The 17,711-nt window shown below is 32.6% G+C and carries 9 protein-coding genes and 1 riboswitch; all 9 genes read left to right on the top strand.

What is annotated here, in order from left to right:
• The first annotated feature begins 20 nt into the window (after positions 1-20).
• Positions 21-1,058: a [FeFe] hydrogenase H-cluster radical SAM maturase HydE gene (gene hydE, locus ACSVC9_RS12415; protein WP_446897782.1), complete on the top strand. Its 1,038-nt coding sequence runs from the start codon at positions 21-23 to the stop codon at positions 1,056-1,058.
• Positions 1,059-1,089: 31 nt separating this feature from the next.
• Entirely contained in the window at positions 1,090-2,400 is a 1,311-nt protein-coding gene (locus ACSVC9_RS12410) for a M18 family aminopeptidase (protein WP_446897781.1), read from the top strand.
• 72 nt (positions 2,401-2,472) lie between these two features.
• A riboswitch (Lysine riboswitch) is annotated at positions 2,473-2,651 on the top strand.
• A gap of 77 nt (positions 2,652-2,728) precedes the next feature.
• Positions 2,729-3,931: an aspartate kinase gene (locus tag ACSVC9_RS12405; RefSeq protein WP_446897780.1), complete on the top strand. Its 1,203-nt coding sequence runs from the start codon at positions 2,729-2,731 to the stop codon at positions 3,929-3,931.
• Between the two features lie 28 nt (positions 3,932-3,959).
• A complete protein-coding gene (lysA, locus tag ACSVC9_RS12400) occupies positions 3,960-5,258 on the top strand; it encodes a diaminopimelate decarboxylase (protein ID WP_446897779.1) in 1,299 nt (432 codons plus the stop codon).
• 98 nt (positions 5,259-5,356) lie between these two features.
• Positions 5,357-13,999: a GH36-type glycosyl hydrolase domain-containing protein gene (locus ACSVC9_RS12395; RefSeq protein WP_446897778.1), complete on the top strand. Its 8,643-nt coding sequence runs from the start codon at positions 5,357-5,359 to the stop codon at positions 13,997-13,999.
• A gap of 83 nt (positions 14,000-14,082) precedes the next feature.
• The gene (locus tag ACSVC9_RS12390; RefSeq protein WP_446897777.1) at positions 14,083-14,463 is read left to right on the top strand and encodes a desulfoferrodoxin; all 381 of its coding nucleotides are present in this window, start codon (positions 14,083-14,085) and stop codon (positions 14,461-14,463) included.
• 535 nt (positions 14,464-14,998) lie between these two features.
• Positions 14,999-16,006: a tyrosine-type recombinase/integrase gene (locus ACSVC9_RS12385; RefSeq protein ID WP_446897776.1), complete on the top strand. Its 1,008-nt coding sequence runs from the start codon at positions 14,999-15,001 to the stop codon at positions 16,004-16,006.
• A complete protein-coding gene (locus ACSVC9_RS12380) occupies positions 15,990-16,364 on the top strand; it encodes a DUF6262 family protein (protein WP_446897775.1) in 375 nt (124 codons plus the stop codon). The genes ACSVC9_RS12385 and ACSVC9_RS12380 overlap by 17 nt, the downstream gene beginning before the upstream one ends.
• A gap of 135 nt (positions 16,365-16,499) precedes the next feature.
• On the top strand, positions 16,500-17,507 hold the full coding sequence (gene trpS, locus ACSVC9_RS12375) for a tryptophan--tRNA ligase (RefSeq protein WP_446897774.1): 1,008 nt from the start codon (positions 16,500-16,502) through the stop codon (positions 17,505-17,507).
• Positions 17,508-17,711 lie beyond the last annotated feature (204 nt).

The following is a 17,711-nucleotide window of genomic DNA, read 5'->3' as shown; positions in this document are numbered from 1 at the left end:
TGGAAAGGACTTAGATATTTATGAGTGATTTGCCTGGTGTAATAGAATATGCGGAAAGATATCATTATATGCAGAAAGATGATATAGTCAGGCTTTTTCTCGATGATAGATATAGCAATGAACTTTTTGAAACTGCAGATAGAGTCAGAAAAAAATATGTCGGGGATCAGGTACACTTAAGAGGTCTCATAGAATTTTCGAATATATGTAAGAGAGATTGTATGTATTGTGGTCTCAGGCGTTCAAATAAAAATATAAAAAGATATAGAATAGAACCTGATAGAATTATAGAATTAGCCAGAAAAGCTGTGGGATATGGATATAAGACATTTGTTATGCAGTCTGGTGAAGATGATTACTATACAGTAGATATAATGAAATATATTATATCCAACATAAAAAAGATGGATGTAGCAATAACTCTAAGTATAGGGGAGAAAAGTTTTGAAGAATATAAAGCCTATAAAGAGGCAGGGGCAGATAGGTACCTTTTGAGAATAGAAACTACAGATCCGGAATTGTATAGGGATATGGATCCGGGCATGAGTCATGAAAATAGAAAAAGATGTCTTAAAGATTTAAAATCACTTGGCTATGAGGTAGGTACTGGATGTTTAATAGGACTTCCTGGACAAAGTATAAAATCCCTTGCTGATGATATATTGTTTTTTAAGAAAATAGATGCGGATATGGTTGGTGTCGGACCATTTATACCTAATGCGGATACCCCGCTTAAAAATGCTAGAGGTGGAGATTTTGAAACCGCGCGAAAACTAGTGGCAATAATGAGGCTTATAATGCCAGATATCAATATTCCTGCAACTACTGCTATGGAAACTTTGAATCCAAATGGAAGAGCTATAATTCTCCAAAGCGGGGCAAATGTAGTTATGCCAAATGTAACGGAAGGAATATATAGAAAATTATATGCACTTTATCCTGGAAAGATCTGCACGGGAGATACCCCAGAGCATTGTGTCAACTGTATAACGGGAAAAATAGTTATGATAGGTAGAAAAGTAGCTTCAACCAAAGGTTTTAGGGTACGATTAGGTTAACTTATTTCAATAGGAGGATAATTTATAGACAATGGAAGATGGAGAATATAAAATTAAAGAGGCAAATGAATTAATAGAGTACATTTATGAAAGTCCAACATCTTTTCATGCAACAAAAAATGCTGCCGTTTTGCTTGAAAAATGTGGATTTGTTGAATTGTTCGAAGGAGATTCCTGGAAACTTGAAAAAGGTGGAAAGTATTTCATGACAAAAAATCAATCCGCACTTGTTGCTTTTATCCTGGGAAATGGTGAAGTTGAAGATGACGGATTTAGGATAGTAGCTGCACATACTGATTCACCTGGCTTTAGAATAAAGCCTAATGCAGATATAGAAGTTGAAAAATCTTATGTAAAGTTAAATACAGAAGTATACGGTGGACCTATATTGAATACATGGATGGATAGACCTCTCTCAATGGCAGGTAGAGTTGTATTAAAGGGAAAAGACCCTTTACGTCCTTGTATAAGATTTATAAATGTTAAAAGACCGCTAATGGTGATACCAAATCTTGCAATACATATGAACAGAGATGTAAATCTTGGAATAAAATTAAACAGTCAAAAACATTTGCTTCCTTTACTGGCTCTTGCAGATACTGCTGTCAGTGACCAAAATTATCTGACAGGAATAATATCAGATGAACTATCCGTTGATTCAGAGCAAATATTGGATTTTGACCTCTTTTTATATGAATTTGAAAAGGGAAAAATAGTAGGTGCAAATGATGAATTTATATCATCAGGAAGACTTGACGATTTAAGTATGGTATATTCAGGCATAAAGGCAATTTCTAATTCTAAGGTTAAGAATAGTACAAATGTAATGGTGTGTTTTGACAATGAGGAGGTTGGGAGCACAACTAAACAAGGGGCCAATTCGCCTATGCTTCTGTCTATTTTAGAACGTATAGCATTTAACTTAGGGAAGAGTAAAGAGGAATTCTACAGGGGTATATCTAAATCCTTTATAATATCATCTGACCTAGGGCATGCACTTCATCCAAATTATCAGGAAAAATCTGACCCAGTAAACAGGCCTATAATAAATAGAGGACCGATCATAAAGATAAATGCCAGTCAGAGTTATACTACGGATAGTGTATCAAGTGCCGTGTACAAAGAGATATGTCACAGAGCATGTGTTCCAGTGCAGGTATTTGTAAATCGTTCAGATGAAAGGGGAGGTTCAACTATAGGACCTATATCATCGAGTCATGTAAATATGATGTCGCTTGATATGGGGATTGCCATATTATCCATGCACTCTATAAGAGAACTTGGAGGAGTGAATGATTATTTGTATTCTCTAAGCTCCTTTGAAGAATTCTATAATTTGTAGATTTTCTTATAAATTTTCAGTTGAAATGTGTAGATATTTGTGTTAAACTTAGGACAATTTAAAAATTGTCCTACCTAGGGTAGAGGTGCTGTAATTAAGAGTATTTGGGTTTAGCTGGCAGGTGTTTAGATTCAAAAAAAGGAATTACAGCCGAAGAAGATGGTTTGGCGAAACTGTCTTTTGGATTTGCATATAATATATGCAAACCTGTCACTGAGTTCTAATAGATTTAGTGGAGAGCTACAAAGGTACACACAGCATTGCATATTTTTGCAGTAAAGGTGTTCCTTTGCTGCATTTATTTTATAAAGTTTTAAGGAGTGATATTGTGGCAATTGTTGTTCAAAAATACGGAGGAAGTTCTGTAAGTACAGTAAAAAAAATTAAAGATATAGCCCTAACTGTAATAGACAGAAAGAAAGCAGGAGATAGTATTGTAGTTGTAGTATCGGCAATGGGAGATACTACAGATGAACTTATAGATCTTGCAAATCAGATTACGGAAAATCCCGATAAAAGGGAATTGGATGCATTGCTGTCCACCGGAGAGATCAGATCTGCTGCACTGCTTGCTATGGCAATTAAGGCATTGGGACAGGATGCTGTAAGTTATACTGGATATCAGATAGGAATAAAGACCAGTGGACAGTATGGAAAATCACTTATAGAAGATATTAATAAAGATAGGATTAAAGAGAAATTGGATCAAGGGAAAATAGTAATTGTAGCTGGATTTCAGGGTATTAACGATAAAGGTGATATAACTACTCTTGGAAGAGGCGGATCTGATACCACAGCAGTAGCCATAGCTGTAAAATTGGATGGAATTTGTGAGATTTACACTGATGTTGATGGGATATACAGCGTAGATCCAAGAGAATATAAAGATGCAAAAAAACTATATGAAATAGATTATGAAGAAATGCTGGAACTCTCAAGTCTTGGTGCCCAGATAATGCATCCCAGATCCATAGAACTCGGTCAAAAGTATAGTATACCTATATATGTTGGATTAAGTAATAGTAAGATAAAAGGAACCATTATAAAGGGGGAAAGTAATATGAATATGGAAAACAAGCCTGTAACAGGAGTTGCAACTAGCGATGAAGATATAGCTGTAACAGTGAAAAATATAGATGGAAATATAAATTTAATAGCTAATTTATTTGAAAGTATAGCAAGTAAGAAGATTAACATAGACATGATAAGTCAGTCTGCACCTATAGATAATAAAATAAATATATCATTTACAATACCAAAGGTAGATTTAAATGAATGCTTGAATATTTTGAAAGACCATTGTGATATAAAAAGTCAAGTTGATATAGACGAGGATATAACTAAATTTTCCATAGTGGGTATAGGCATGAAGACTACCTCTGGAGTAGCTGCCAGAATGTTTAAGTTATTTCGTGAAAACAATATACAGGTTAAAATGATAACTACATCTGAAATAAGGGTGACCTGTGCCATAAAGCATGAAGATAAACTTAGAACAGTTAAAATTGTAGCTGAGGAATTTAATCTTTAATTAATAGATTTTTTAGGAGGAAACTTTCGTGAAATTATTTGACAATATGGAGGTCAAAAACAATACTTTATACATTGATGGATTGGATACAGTTGATCTGGCAAAAAAGTTTGGAACTCCACTTTATGTTATTGATGAAGAATTAGTTAGGAATAAATGTAGAAGATATTATACTGCTTTTAAAGCGGACAAGGGAATAAATAAGGTTGCATATGCAGGAAAAGCTTTTTTGACTCTTGCCATGTGTCAGCTTATAAATGATGAAGGGCTTTGCCTTGATGTAGTGTCAGGTGGAGAATTATATACTGCATATAAAAGTAAATTCCCCATGAACAAAATTTATTTTCATGGAAACAACAAGACAATGGATGAAATTAAGATGGCAGTTAGATTAGGGGTAGGAAAGTTTGTAGTAGATAACATAGATGAAATGAAAAATATAAATTCTATTGCAGAGAAGGAAAATAGAATTCAGAATATATTACTTAGAGTTACACCAGGTATAGAAGCACATACCCATGAATACATAAAGACAGGTCAGATAGATTCTAAATTTGGTTTTAGCATTATAGATAATAAAGTTGAAGAAGCGGTTGAAATGGCATTGAAGCTTCCCAATATAAATCTTTCAGGTTTTCATTCTCATATAGGATCACAAATTTTTGAAGTTAAGCCTTATTGTGATGAAGTTAATATAATGATGTCTTTGATAAATAAAATACAAAGTAAATTTAAGATTGACATTGAGGAGCTTGATCTCGGTGGCGGATTTGGAATATATTATGTCGAAGGTGACCAGCCAAAACCTATAGAGGAGTTTTGTTCAATTATATTAAATCAGGCAGAAGAAAAGGCCAGGGAGCTTAATATAAATCTTCCTTGTCTGATAATTGAACCTGGCAGGTCAATAATTGGGAATGCAGGTACTACACTTTATACAATTGGTACGATAAAGGAAATCCCAAACATTAGAAAATATGTATCTATAGATGGGGGTATGGCAGATAATATAAGACCTGCACTATATGGTGCCAGGTATGAATGTGCTATTTCTAACAGGATGCATTCGGATGTTTTGGAGGATGTTACAATAGCAGGGAAGTTTTGTGAATCAGGAGATATATTGATAGAAAATGTAGAATTGCCAAAAATTAAAAAAGGGGATATTTTGGCAGTATTTACGACTGGAGCCTATGGATATTCCATGGCAAGCAATTATAACAAAGCTGAGAGGCCTGCAGTTGTATTTGCAAGTAAGGGCGGGGCTTCATTGATATGTAAAAGGCAGAGCCTTTGTGACATAATAAAAGGTGAATTGATGTTTTAATGTGAGTATTCATTCTTTCTGTGAATTAATATTTTATGATTTATTGGGAACAATAATCAAAGCTAAACTATTCTTCACAAGAAAGGATGAATTTTTTTATGCTTTACATTATTATTTTAATGGGCATTGTACTGATTTTATTATCATTGTATATAATATTTGATAAACTGAAATACAAGCCGGAAAATGTACTGGAAGATATAAATTTGGAAGATGAGAATAAAGAGGAATTAAAAAGGCATGCACATAAAATATCATCTGTTTCTTCAGAAGTTATGGTAAAAAGTTGTAGGAGAAAGCTAATAAAAAATTTAAATGTGTTTTACAATAAAATAGTTGAAAGTTATAATTTCTTGATATCGGAAGTTGATAGCAGTAGGGAAGTTATACCTTGTGCAAGATGGCTTCTTGATAATTTATATCTTATTCAGAGAGAATACAAGGATATAAAAGATAATATGCCCGATGAATATTATAGAAGTTTACCTATAATAAACAGAGGATTTATGAAGGGATATCCGAGAATATACTATATTGCAGTAGAAATGCTTTCCAGAACTTATGGAAATATAAATGAAGAAAATATAGATACTTTTATAAATGCTTATCAGGAAAATACCATATTGACAAGTGGTGAGCTATGGGCATTTCCTATAATGCTTAGAATAGCTTTAATTCAAAATATAAGTAAAATAGTGGTAGATATGGTTTATGAGCAGGAAGAAAAGGACAGAGCAGAAATATTGGCAGACAAAATAATAAATTTATACAATAGGGATGATTCTCATCTTGAATCTGTTCTATCCGGAGAAAAAATTGAAAAGCTAAGGAAGAAAAAGATAGATTTTACACCTTCTTTTACTGAAAGATTCATTAAGATTTTAAGAGATAACTTTGTTGAAAATTCCAGCGTATATAAGTGGATAGATGAAGAACTAGCCAGACAGGATAAAACTTTTGACATGATGATAAATATTGATCATCAAAAACAGAGCAATTTCCAGATATCTATTAGTAATTCATTTACTAGTATAAGAAAAATTTCATCATTCAATTGGAATAAGAATTTTGAAAGATTTAGCTATGTTGAGCAGGTGCTTAGGAAAGATCCTGCAGGAGTATATGAAAACATGGATTTTAAATCTAGGGATTATTACAGACACCAGATAGAAAGGTTATCAAAGAAAATAGGTGTACCTGAAGTGTTTATAGCTAAAAAAGCTTTGAAGTGTGCTGAAGATGCTATGGATGATGAAAAATATAAGTCACACGTAGGATATTATATAATTGATGAGGGAATAAGCTGTGTTATGAAGCATATTGCCAAGGAAAAAGCAGGAAAAGGACACTGGAGCTTTGGCTCAAGGCATAATATAAGGTTAACTGAAAATTTATATATTTTTAGTATAATTGCTGTAACTATATTGATTAGTATGGTTGTAAGTTATGATGATATATATTCTGAAAGCTACAATACAGTATGGAGATACATAATAACATTTTTTTTGATGTTGATACCTGCAAGCGAAATATTCATATCTATTTTTAATTGGAGTATAAACAGACTGACCCATCCTAGATTTATACCAAAGTTGGAATTGAAAAATGGAATACAGGAAGAGTTTAGCACTGCAGTGGTCATACCAGCAATTTTCAATGATGTATCCAGAATTAAGAGTCTTATAGATGAAATGGAAGTTTATTATCTTTCAAATGAGGAAGATAATTTGTATTTTATATTATTGGGAGATTTTTGTGATAGCGATTCTAAAGTAGATAAAAATGATAAATTTATGGTGAATATTGCACTTGAAATGATGAGAAAACTTAATGAAAAATATTCTAAAAATGGGAAAGATAAGTTTTATTTTTTGTCCAGGTACAGAAAATACAACAAAAGAGAGAGAAAATGGATGGGTTGGGAGAGAAAACGTGGAAAGCTTATGGAATTTAACTATTTAATAAGAGGGTGTAATTCAACTAGCTATAATGTTATAAGTGGTAATATAAAAAATTTGTATAAAGTAAAATATGTTATCACTTTAGATGCAGATACTCAATTACCGAAGGATACTGCAAAAATTCTTATAGGAGCTATGGAACATATATTGAATATACCACACATACAAAATGGCAAAGTGACAAGAGGACACGGTCTCATGCAGCCTAGAGTGAGTGTAGGAACACTTAGTGCCAACAAGACCCTCTATTCAAGTATTTTTTCAGGGGAAACAGGCATAGATATGTATACAAACGCAGTATCGGATGTATATGAAGATCTTTTTGATGAAGGCATATTTACGGGTAAAGGAATTTATAATGTTGATACCTTTATAAGTATGCTAAAAGATAAGATACCGGAAAATTCAATACTAAGCCATGATCTTCTTGAAGGTTCATATGTAAGAACAGCCCTTGTTACAGATGTAGAATTCATAGATGGATATCCTGCTTATTACAATTCAAGTTCTAAAAGAATTCATAGATGGGTTAGGGGGGACTGGCAACTTTTACCGTGGATATTTAAGAAAAATGACCTAAATAGATTATCTAGATGGAAGATATTTGACAACTTGAGAAGAAGTTTAGTTACACCTTTTATAATAGCACTTATTTTTTGGTCGCTTCTTTCCTTTAAAAATCCAGAGAAAGGCCTTGTTATATCCCTGGTAACACTTATATGTCCGGTATTTTTTAATGTATCAGATTCTGTAGTCTTGCCGTCAAAAGGAATAAGTCTTTCAGGAAGAATTGATAGTTTTAAAAGAGCACTGGAACAATTTTTACTTATATTCATATTTTTACCCTATAAGGCCTATTTGATGATGGATGCTGTAATAAGAACGTTATATAGAATGTTTATAAGTAAAATACATATGCTTCAATGGCAAACTGCGGAAGATGCAGAGATTAAATCAGGTAAATCACCTATGAACTATGTAAAAACGATGTATATGGGAAGTGTTATTGGGGTCGCAATATGTATATTGGCATTCCAAAATTCTAAAATTGCAGGTATTTTGTTGTTACCATCCTGCATAGTTTGGTTTTTATCGCCTTATATTGCTTATAGAATAAGTTTGGATAAAAAATCAACAGAAAGCAACTTGAAATACTATGAAAACCGCATGCTTAGAGAAATTGCAAGGAGAACGTGGGCTTACTTTGAGGATTTTGTTACAGAAGATACCAATTGGCTTGCACCAGATAATTATCAGGAATGTCCATATAAAGGCCTTGCCTACAGGACTTCTCCTACGAATATGGCTATGGGAATAACTTCAAATGCAGTGGCTTATGACTTGGGATATATTACACTAGACAAATTCTATGTCAGAATGGAAAGAACAATTTCAAGTATGGAAATTCTGGATAGATATAAAGGACATTTTTATAACTGGTATGATATAAAAGCTAAAAAACCGCTTAGCAAGTATATATCTACTGTAGATAGTGGGAATCTTGTATGTTATATATGGCTTGTAGAGGAATCAATATATCAATATTTGAAAGCACCTATTTTAAATAAAGATTTTGTATATGGATTAAAAGATACATTAAAGTTAGCAGATGATGAAATTGAGAGTATATATAATGTTAAAGATGTTTATTCAGAAAATATAGAACAAATAACTAAAGATAAAGTTGATATACATATGATAAAATTTTTTCTAAAAAATTTAAGGGAAAAGTCGGATAAAATTTTAATAAAAGTTGATAACCTCTACTGGAGTAGGAAAGTTAAAAATATGGCAGAAGATTTTATTAATTTTATAAATAAATATGTGCCATGGATAGACAGCAAATTGTACAGTACTTTAGAGGATAATACCCATATATCATATTACATTGTTGAAAAGTTAAATAAAATTATATATGATATTCCGATTAAAAATGTACCGGATAATATTACATCCTTAATTCAATATATTGACACAAATGTTGGAGAATGTATTTTTTGCTCGGAAATTAAAGAATGTTTAAATTCAAGTATCCAAAATATAAATAGTTTGATATCTGGACTTGAGAATATATTGAATAGGCTGAGAAGTATGGATAGCTCTCATGATTTTAGGATATTGTATAATGTCAAAAGAGAGCTTTTTTCTATAGGATATAATGTTGATAAAAATTGTCAAGATAAAAGTTATTATGATCTTCTTGCCTCAGAGGCAAGGCAAGCAAGTTTTGCGGCTATAGCCAAAGGACAAATAGATCAAAATCATTGGTTTAAACTTGGGAGGTCAATGGCACTTGTGTACAGGGAAAAACTTCTTGTATCATGGTCCGGAACTATGTTTGAGTATCTCATGCCACTTATTATAATGAAGAATTTTCCCAATACACTTCTTTTTGAAACTTACAAGGCTATAGTTAATGTACAGAAAGCCTATGGCAAAAAAAATGATATTCCCTGGGGAATATCAGAATGTGCATATTACAATTTTGATGCAGATTCTACATATCAGTATAAAGCTATAGGAGTTCCTGGTGTAGCTCTTGATAGAAATGCTGCAAATGAAATCGTAATTGCTCCTTATGCATCGGTAATGGCCTTACAAATTGATAAAGGTGGGGCAATAGAGAACATAAAGAAGTTAATCAGCGATGGAGCTAAAGGTAAATATGGATTTTATGAATCCATGGATTATAATAAAAATAAAATTGTTCAGTGTTTTATGGTACATCATCAGGGAATGAGCTTTATGTCTATTGATAATGTTTTGAAGGATAATATACTGCAAAATAGATTTCACAGTGTACCCCGTGTGAAATCAGTAGAGTTATTGCTCCAGGAGAAGGTCCCGAATTCTGTAGTATATAATAAAAATGAAAAAAATAGACATGTGAATCCATCAAAAGAATATAGAATTATTATGCCACAAAGAAAATATACTGGTGCAGACACTTCATATCCAGAGACAAATATAATATCAAATGAAAATTATTCTGTAATGATAACAAATAGTGGAAGTGGATATAGTAAAAAAGGCGATATGATGATATATAGATGGAGAGAGGACTGCACTGAAGATGATACAGGTATGTTTTTTTATATTAAAAATATAAACTCAAATGATTACTGGAGTGCAGCATATGAGCCATGTAAATATGAAGGAGAAAATTATAAAGTTATATTTTCTGAAGATAAAGTGGAATTTGAGAGAAAAGATGGAAATATAAAGACCTACACAGAGATAACAGTATCACAGGAGGATAATGCAGAAATCAGAAAAATATCTATAACAAATAACAGCAATCATACAAGGGAAGTCGAAGTTACAAGTTATATGGAAGTTACTCTTACACCATATGCTGCAGATCTAGTACATCCCATATTTAGCAATTTGTTCATACAGACTGAATTTTTGGAAGATCCATCCTGCCTTATTGCAAGTAGAAGACCGAGGATAAAGAATGCAGATAAAAATTGGTTAGTACAGACTATTTCAGTAGACGGTACACAGGTGGGAACTATACAATATGAAACTAGCAGAGAGAATTTTATAGGGAGAAATAGGGATATGCAAAATCCAAGAGCTATGGATAATGATGCAAGCCTTACAGGAACTACAGGCGGGGTAATCGATCCTATAATAAGCTTGAGGGTGAGGGTAAAGATAGAATCAGGGAAAACCTGTAAAGTAGCGTATGCTACAGCCGTTTCTAATTCAAGGGAAAAGGTAGTAGAATTTGCCCGAAAATATAGAAATATGGATAATGTGGATAGAGAATTTCAAATGTCAACTAATGCGGCATATATGCAGATGAAATATCTCGGATTAAAGGCATCGAGAATAAATATATATCAGAAAATGGCATCTAGAATATTATTTATAAATGAAAATATGAAGAAAAGAAGCGGCTATATCGTTAATATGCAAAAATATCAATCTACTCTCTGGGCTTATGGCATTTCAGGAGATTTGCCTATAGTATTTCTTATAATAAGAGGGGAAAAAGATATCTCACTTGTGAGACAAATTTTAAATGCACATGAATATTTTGGTATAAAGGGATTAAAGACGGATTTGGTAGTTCTTAATTTGGAGGATAATTCTTATTTACAATCTTTTCAAAATCAAATAAGAGAACTTGTAGATTCAAGCAACTTAAGAAATAAGCAGGGCCAATCTGGAGGAGTATTTATTTATAATTCAGAGAATATGAAAAGTGAAGATATAAATTTATTGAAAGCCATAGCAAAACTGGTGATTGACAGTAAAGATGGAGATATAATTGAACAACTGGGAATAGATACTAATTCAAATGATAAACATGTTCAGCATAATGGAATCAATCATGATGAAAATAATAGCTTTACCTATGGAATTGACAGCGCAGAGTTACAGTATTTCAATGAATTGGGTGGCTTTTCTAAAGATGGTAGGTCTTATATAATTATACTGAAAGACTACAATAATACTCCTGCGCCATGGATAAATGTTATTTCAAATAAGCATTTTGGATTTCATGTTTCAGAAGCAGGAATGGGATATACGTGGAATGAGAACAGCAGAGAGAACAAATTAACATCATGGACAAATGATTCAGTAGTGGATGGCGAGTCTGAAGCCTTGTATTTAAAGGATAAAGAGAGTGGAAGAATATGGAGCATATCACCTAAACCTGTAAGGGACTCGGGAGAATATATAATTGAACATGACTTTGGATATTCAGTATTTAAGCATACAGTAGATGACATATCTGGCGAAATGACTATGTTTGTAGATATGGATGAAAGTTTGAAGCTGTGCAGCATAAAATTAAGAAATAACAGCCAATGTATAAGAAGACTTTCTGTAACCTACTATGCAAAATTGGTTCTAGGAGTTACTCATGAGCAAACAGCACAGTATTTATTTACTGGAGTAAATAATGAAGACTGCTATATTTATGCAAGAAATCCCTATAATGAATACTTTGGGAAAAATATATGCTATCTAAGTATAGTGGGCGGTGAAAAAGTTTCATATACGGGAGATAGAGCTGAATTCATAGGACGGGGAAGCAGTATTAAAAATCCTGAAGGACTCTATAAAAATAGATTTTCAAATACTGTAGGAGCAGGATTTGATCCATGTTTTGCAGAGAGTGTTGATGTAACTTTAGAGCCTGGTACAGAAAAATATTTACTCGTGTTATTTGGACAGGGAAAAGATCATGAGGATATAAAAAGGGTTATAAGAAAGTACAATAATGTTGAAAAATCAAGATATGAACTTGATAGGTGCAAAAATTTTTGGAATGAATTTTTAGGAACCATACAGATTGATACTCCTGATAAATCCATGGATATCATGCTAAATGGGTGGCTTATGTATCAGGCATTAGGCTGCAGGTACTGGGCTAGAAGTGCTTTTTATCAGTCAGGAGGTGCATATGGCTTCAGAGATCAACTCCAGGATGTAATGGCAATCGGATATTTAAATCCAGATATAACGAGACAGCACATAATATACAGTTCTACAAGGCAATATCTGGAGGGTGATGTTCAGCACTGGTGGCATCCTATAGTAGAAAGTGGTATAAGAACCAGATTTTCAGATGATCTGCTCTGGCTCCCATATGTTGTATCAGATTATATTGAAAATACGGGAGATTACAGTATCTTAAGTGAGGAGACCACATATCTTCAAGATGATGAATTGAAAGAAGATGAAGATGAAAGATATAGTATATCAAAGGCCTCTGAGATTAAGGGAACAATATATGATCATTGTATTAGAGCTATAAAAAGGGCGTTAAAATTTGGTGACCATAATATTCCACTGATGGGTTCCGGTGACTGGAATGACGGTATGAGTACAGTTGGAAATGAAGGACGTGGAGAAAGTGTATGGCTTGGATGGTTTCTGTATAATATATTGGATAAATTTATACCAATATGCAACTATATGAATGACAAAGTGAATTCAGAGGATTATGCAAAAATGAAAGAATTCATAAGAGATAACCTGGAGAAAAATTCCTGGGATGGAAGCTGGTATAGAAGGGCCTATTTTGATGATGGAACTCCACTTGGATCTATAGAAAATGATGAATGTAGAATAGACTGTATAGCTCAGGCATGGTCGGTAATCTCAAAGGCTGCAAAAGAATCTAGAGCAAGAGAAGCTCTTGAGGCTCTGGATAGAAATTTAGTAAAAAGAGATAAGGGAATGGTTCTTCTTTTAACACCTGCATTCAATAAATCTAATTTGGAGCCTGGATATATCAAAGGATACTTACCAGGTATAAGAGAAAATGGAGGACAATATACTCATGGTGCCATATGGGCTATAATTGCCTTTGCTGAAATGGGTTATAATAATAAAGCTTATGAAATATTTAGTATGTTGAATCCTATAAATCACAGTAAGTCCTATCTGAACTGTAGGACATATAAATTGGAGCCTTATGTTATTGCAGCTGATATATATGCATCCAAAAATAATGAAGGCAGAGGAGGATGGAGCTGGTATACAGGTGCAGCAGGATGGATGTATAAGGCTGGTATTGAAAGTATTCTAGGAGTTAAGTTCAAAGGACAGAAAGGCTTTACAATAGAGCCTTGTATACCTGTGACATGGAGTGGATACAATATGAAATACAGGAGAGGGAAATGTCTGTACAATATTGAAGTACAGAAAGATTCTAGTACAGGAATATGGTTGGATGGCAATAGATTGGAAAATAATATAATACCATTTTTGAATGAGGGAATCCATAAAGTAATTGTAAAAATATATAGAATTTAGATCTAATAGGAGGATTTTTTGTAATTATGTAGAACTCTATAAATGTACGAAAAATGTAATATAAATTAAGGAGGGTTTAATAAATGATAGAAGTTAAGCAAGTCTATAAATGTGAGTTATGTGGGAATATAGTTGAAGTGTTGAATGCTGGAGGAGGTACTTTAGTCTGTTGCGGTAAACAAATGACTTTATTGGAGGAAAATACAGTAGATGCTGCATTGGAAAAACATGTTCCAGTAATTGAAAAAACAGCTGACGGGGTATTAGTAAAGGTTGGATCAGTTGAGCATCCTATGACAAAAGATCATTATATACAGTGGATAGAAATTCATACTAATACCAATAAAATCTATAGAAAATATTTAACTCCTGATGATAAACCACAGGCCGAATTCAAATTGGATGAAGAAGTGAAATTTGCAAGAGAATATTGCAATCTTCATGGACTCTGGAAGAGCAAATAATTTTAGATAGATAAAGTGACTTTTTAGATTTAAGGTTGGAGCAAACTTCGACTTTAAATCTAAAAAAATTTTTGATATATTGTAGAAATTTACATATAGTTATAGTAGAATGTATATATAATTACATATTTTCTGATGATGAAAATGAAGTAGGTTTAAAAACAGATTTTTAGAGAGTTGTATAGGGTGCGATTACAACAATTATGTTTAAGCTGAATGGATTTTTTGAGGAAATAGAACAGATATTTTTATCTAATGAGGAAAGAATGAATTTTCTTTTAAACTTAGGTGGCACAGTGGTAATACGCCCTATGATCTACAGTCATAGGTTTTTTTGTTTGTAAATTTTAAGTTTAATGATTTTTTACATATAGATAACAGCAAATGATAATCTAGTGATTTAAATTAGATAGTATTTATAGTAATCTAAACAGTATTTTTCTTTAAGAGAGGAACTATAAAGACAGTAAAGTTAGTTATGGTATGTATAGTTTAAATAGTATTTACACACTCTATATACAGGAGATGATTGTATATGGAGGTAGTAAAAGTACTAAGAGAAGATGGAAAAGAAAGATATTATGTAGAGGATAATAAAGGGGAAGCTGTAGACCCAATATTAAAGTTTATAAGATTTAAGGATAATACTAATTTTGCTAGAAATACATTAAAGGCTTATTGCCAGCACCTAAAGTTATATTTCGAGTATTTAGAACAGAGAGGGTTAGACTTTCAACAAGTAACTATAGATGATTTATCATTGTTTGTGAATTGGTTACAGAATCCCTATCAAAGCCTTAAAGTAACACCAATGACACCTAAAGAAAGTGCTAGAAGTCCTAGAACAATAAACATCATAGTTAATACAGTATTACAGTTCTATGATTATATTTTAAGGTACGAAGAGTATAGCAATAATGTATCAGAAAGACTTAAAAAATTTGTAACAGTACCTAGCAGAAACTTCAAAGGATTCTTATATGGAATAGCCTATGAGAAGAAGAAAATTACTAGTAATATTCTTAAATTAAAAGTGTCTAGAAGTAAACCTAAAACACTTTCTAAAGACCAAATAAGTATGCTGATAAGAACCTGTACTAATTACAGAGACCAATTTTTATTAATGCTCTTATGGGAAACAGGAATAAGAATAGGCGAAGCCTTGTCGTTATGGGTAGAAGATTTTGATGTTAGTGAACTTACTATAGATCTAAAAGATAGAGGGGAGCTTGAAAATAATGCTGAGATAAAAACAGTATCAAGTCCCCGTAGGATAGATATATCACAAAATTTGGCTAATATGTTTATGGAATATATAGCTGAATATCATACTGAAGAAGTAAAAACAAATCATGTGTTCATAAAGCTTATAGGTGAAAATAAAAATAAGCCTATGAATTATGTGGACGTAGATAATCTATTTAGAACTTTGGAAAAGAAAACAGGTATTCATGTGACACCACATATGTTTAGGCATACATCCTTAACAACATTAAGAATGGTAACTCTAGGGAGGAAAGCTAGTCATGGAGAAAAACACTGAAGCTTTAAAACTATATGCACAAGAAAAGACTAAAATAGCATTAGAAAAAGTAGATAAGGCGATAAGAGAGTTATCTTTAAAGAGTGAGAGAATTAACTTTAATAGTGTTATGACAGCAAGTGGAGTCTCTAAAGCATTCCTATATAACAATGAAGAAGTTAAGAAAAGAATAGAGTTATTAAGAAAACAAGAAGTAAGCAAAGAGATTAATCAAAGAGCTAAAACAGATAAAACAAATAAGTCTAAAGATATTATTATTATGGCTAAAGATAAAAAAATTAGCGAGTTAAAAAATGAAAATAAGAAACTTAAAGAACAATTAGCAATATTAAGAGGTAAGCTATACTCGGAGGTATAGTCTTCCTCTGCAGAGATATGTATTCAAAGTAAAAATCAAGCTAGTGTAAGGGTTGAAAGGCTTTTATCACTAGATATGATAGAAAGGTAGGTGAAATCTGATTTTTGATTTATATCATAAATCAGATATTAGAATATGGAAGAGAAGAGAAAAGTTATATTCAGTGGTATTCAACCGTCAGGGAATCTGACTATAGGAAATTATCTGGGGGCATTGAAGAATTGGGTAAAACTTCAAGACAAATATGATTGTTATTTTTGTGTGGTAGATTTACATGCTATAACGGTAAGGCAGGAGCCCAAGGATTTGAGAAGAAGGACTCTGGAAGTTCTGGCAATATACCTTGCAGCAGGTATAGATCCCGAAAGAAACACCATATTTATTCAATCCCATGTTCCAACTCATTCAGAGGCAGCATGGCTTTTAAATTGTTTTACTTATATTGGTGAATTGAGCAGAATGACGCAATACAAGAATAAATCCAAAAAGTACAGTGATTCCGATGAACCTATAAGTGCTGGACTCCTAAATTACCCTGTATTGATGGCAGCAGATATACTGCTTTATAATGCTGATCTTGTGCCTGTCGGCAAGGATCAGACCCAGCATATAGAACTTGCTCGTGATGTAGCACAAAGATTCAATAATTTATATAGTCCGACATTCACACTTCCAGAAGGTTATATACCTGAAAGCGGAGCCAAGATTATGGATCTTCAGGAACCTGAAAAGAAGATGTCAAAATCATCGGATAATCCAAACAGCTACATACTTATAATGGACCCGCCCGATGTTATAAGGAAAAAAATAAACAGATGTGTAACTGACAGCATAGGAAAGATAAGATATACGGATGAACAGCCTGGAATAAAGAACCTTATGAACATATTGATAGCAATACAAGGAACTACGGCTGAAGCGATAGAGAAAAAATATGAAAATTCTGGTTATGCTGAATTCAAAAATGATGTGGCCAAAGCCATAATAGGAGAATTGAAGCCAATTCAGGATAAGGTAAATGAATATGTTAATGACAAACACCATCTTGAAGAAATCTATAAAAAAGGTGCTGAAAAAGCTTATTATGTGTCCAACAAAGTTCTTAGAAAAATGCAGAAAAAAATAGGATTTATTCTACGATAACTTTTCAATGAGCATAAATTTGCAAAAAAACCAAATTCATGCTCATTTCCATAACCAGTAAAAATATCTTTGATTTTTACATTGTATGCTTGCAGTGCTTTAGGATAATTTTCTTTAAGTCTGGCCAACATATCACTGAAATGCCCAAATATGGCGCTTAGTGCAATTGTAATTGCGTAAGAAAAAAACCATAAAGGGTTATTC

The organism is Clostridium sp. LBM24168 (assembly GCF_052953915.1).
Note: the sequence above shows the minus strand (reverse complement) of the source record. Positions and strands in the feature narration are given on the sequence as shown.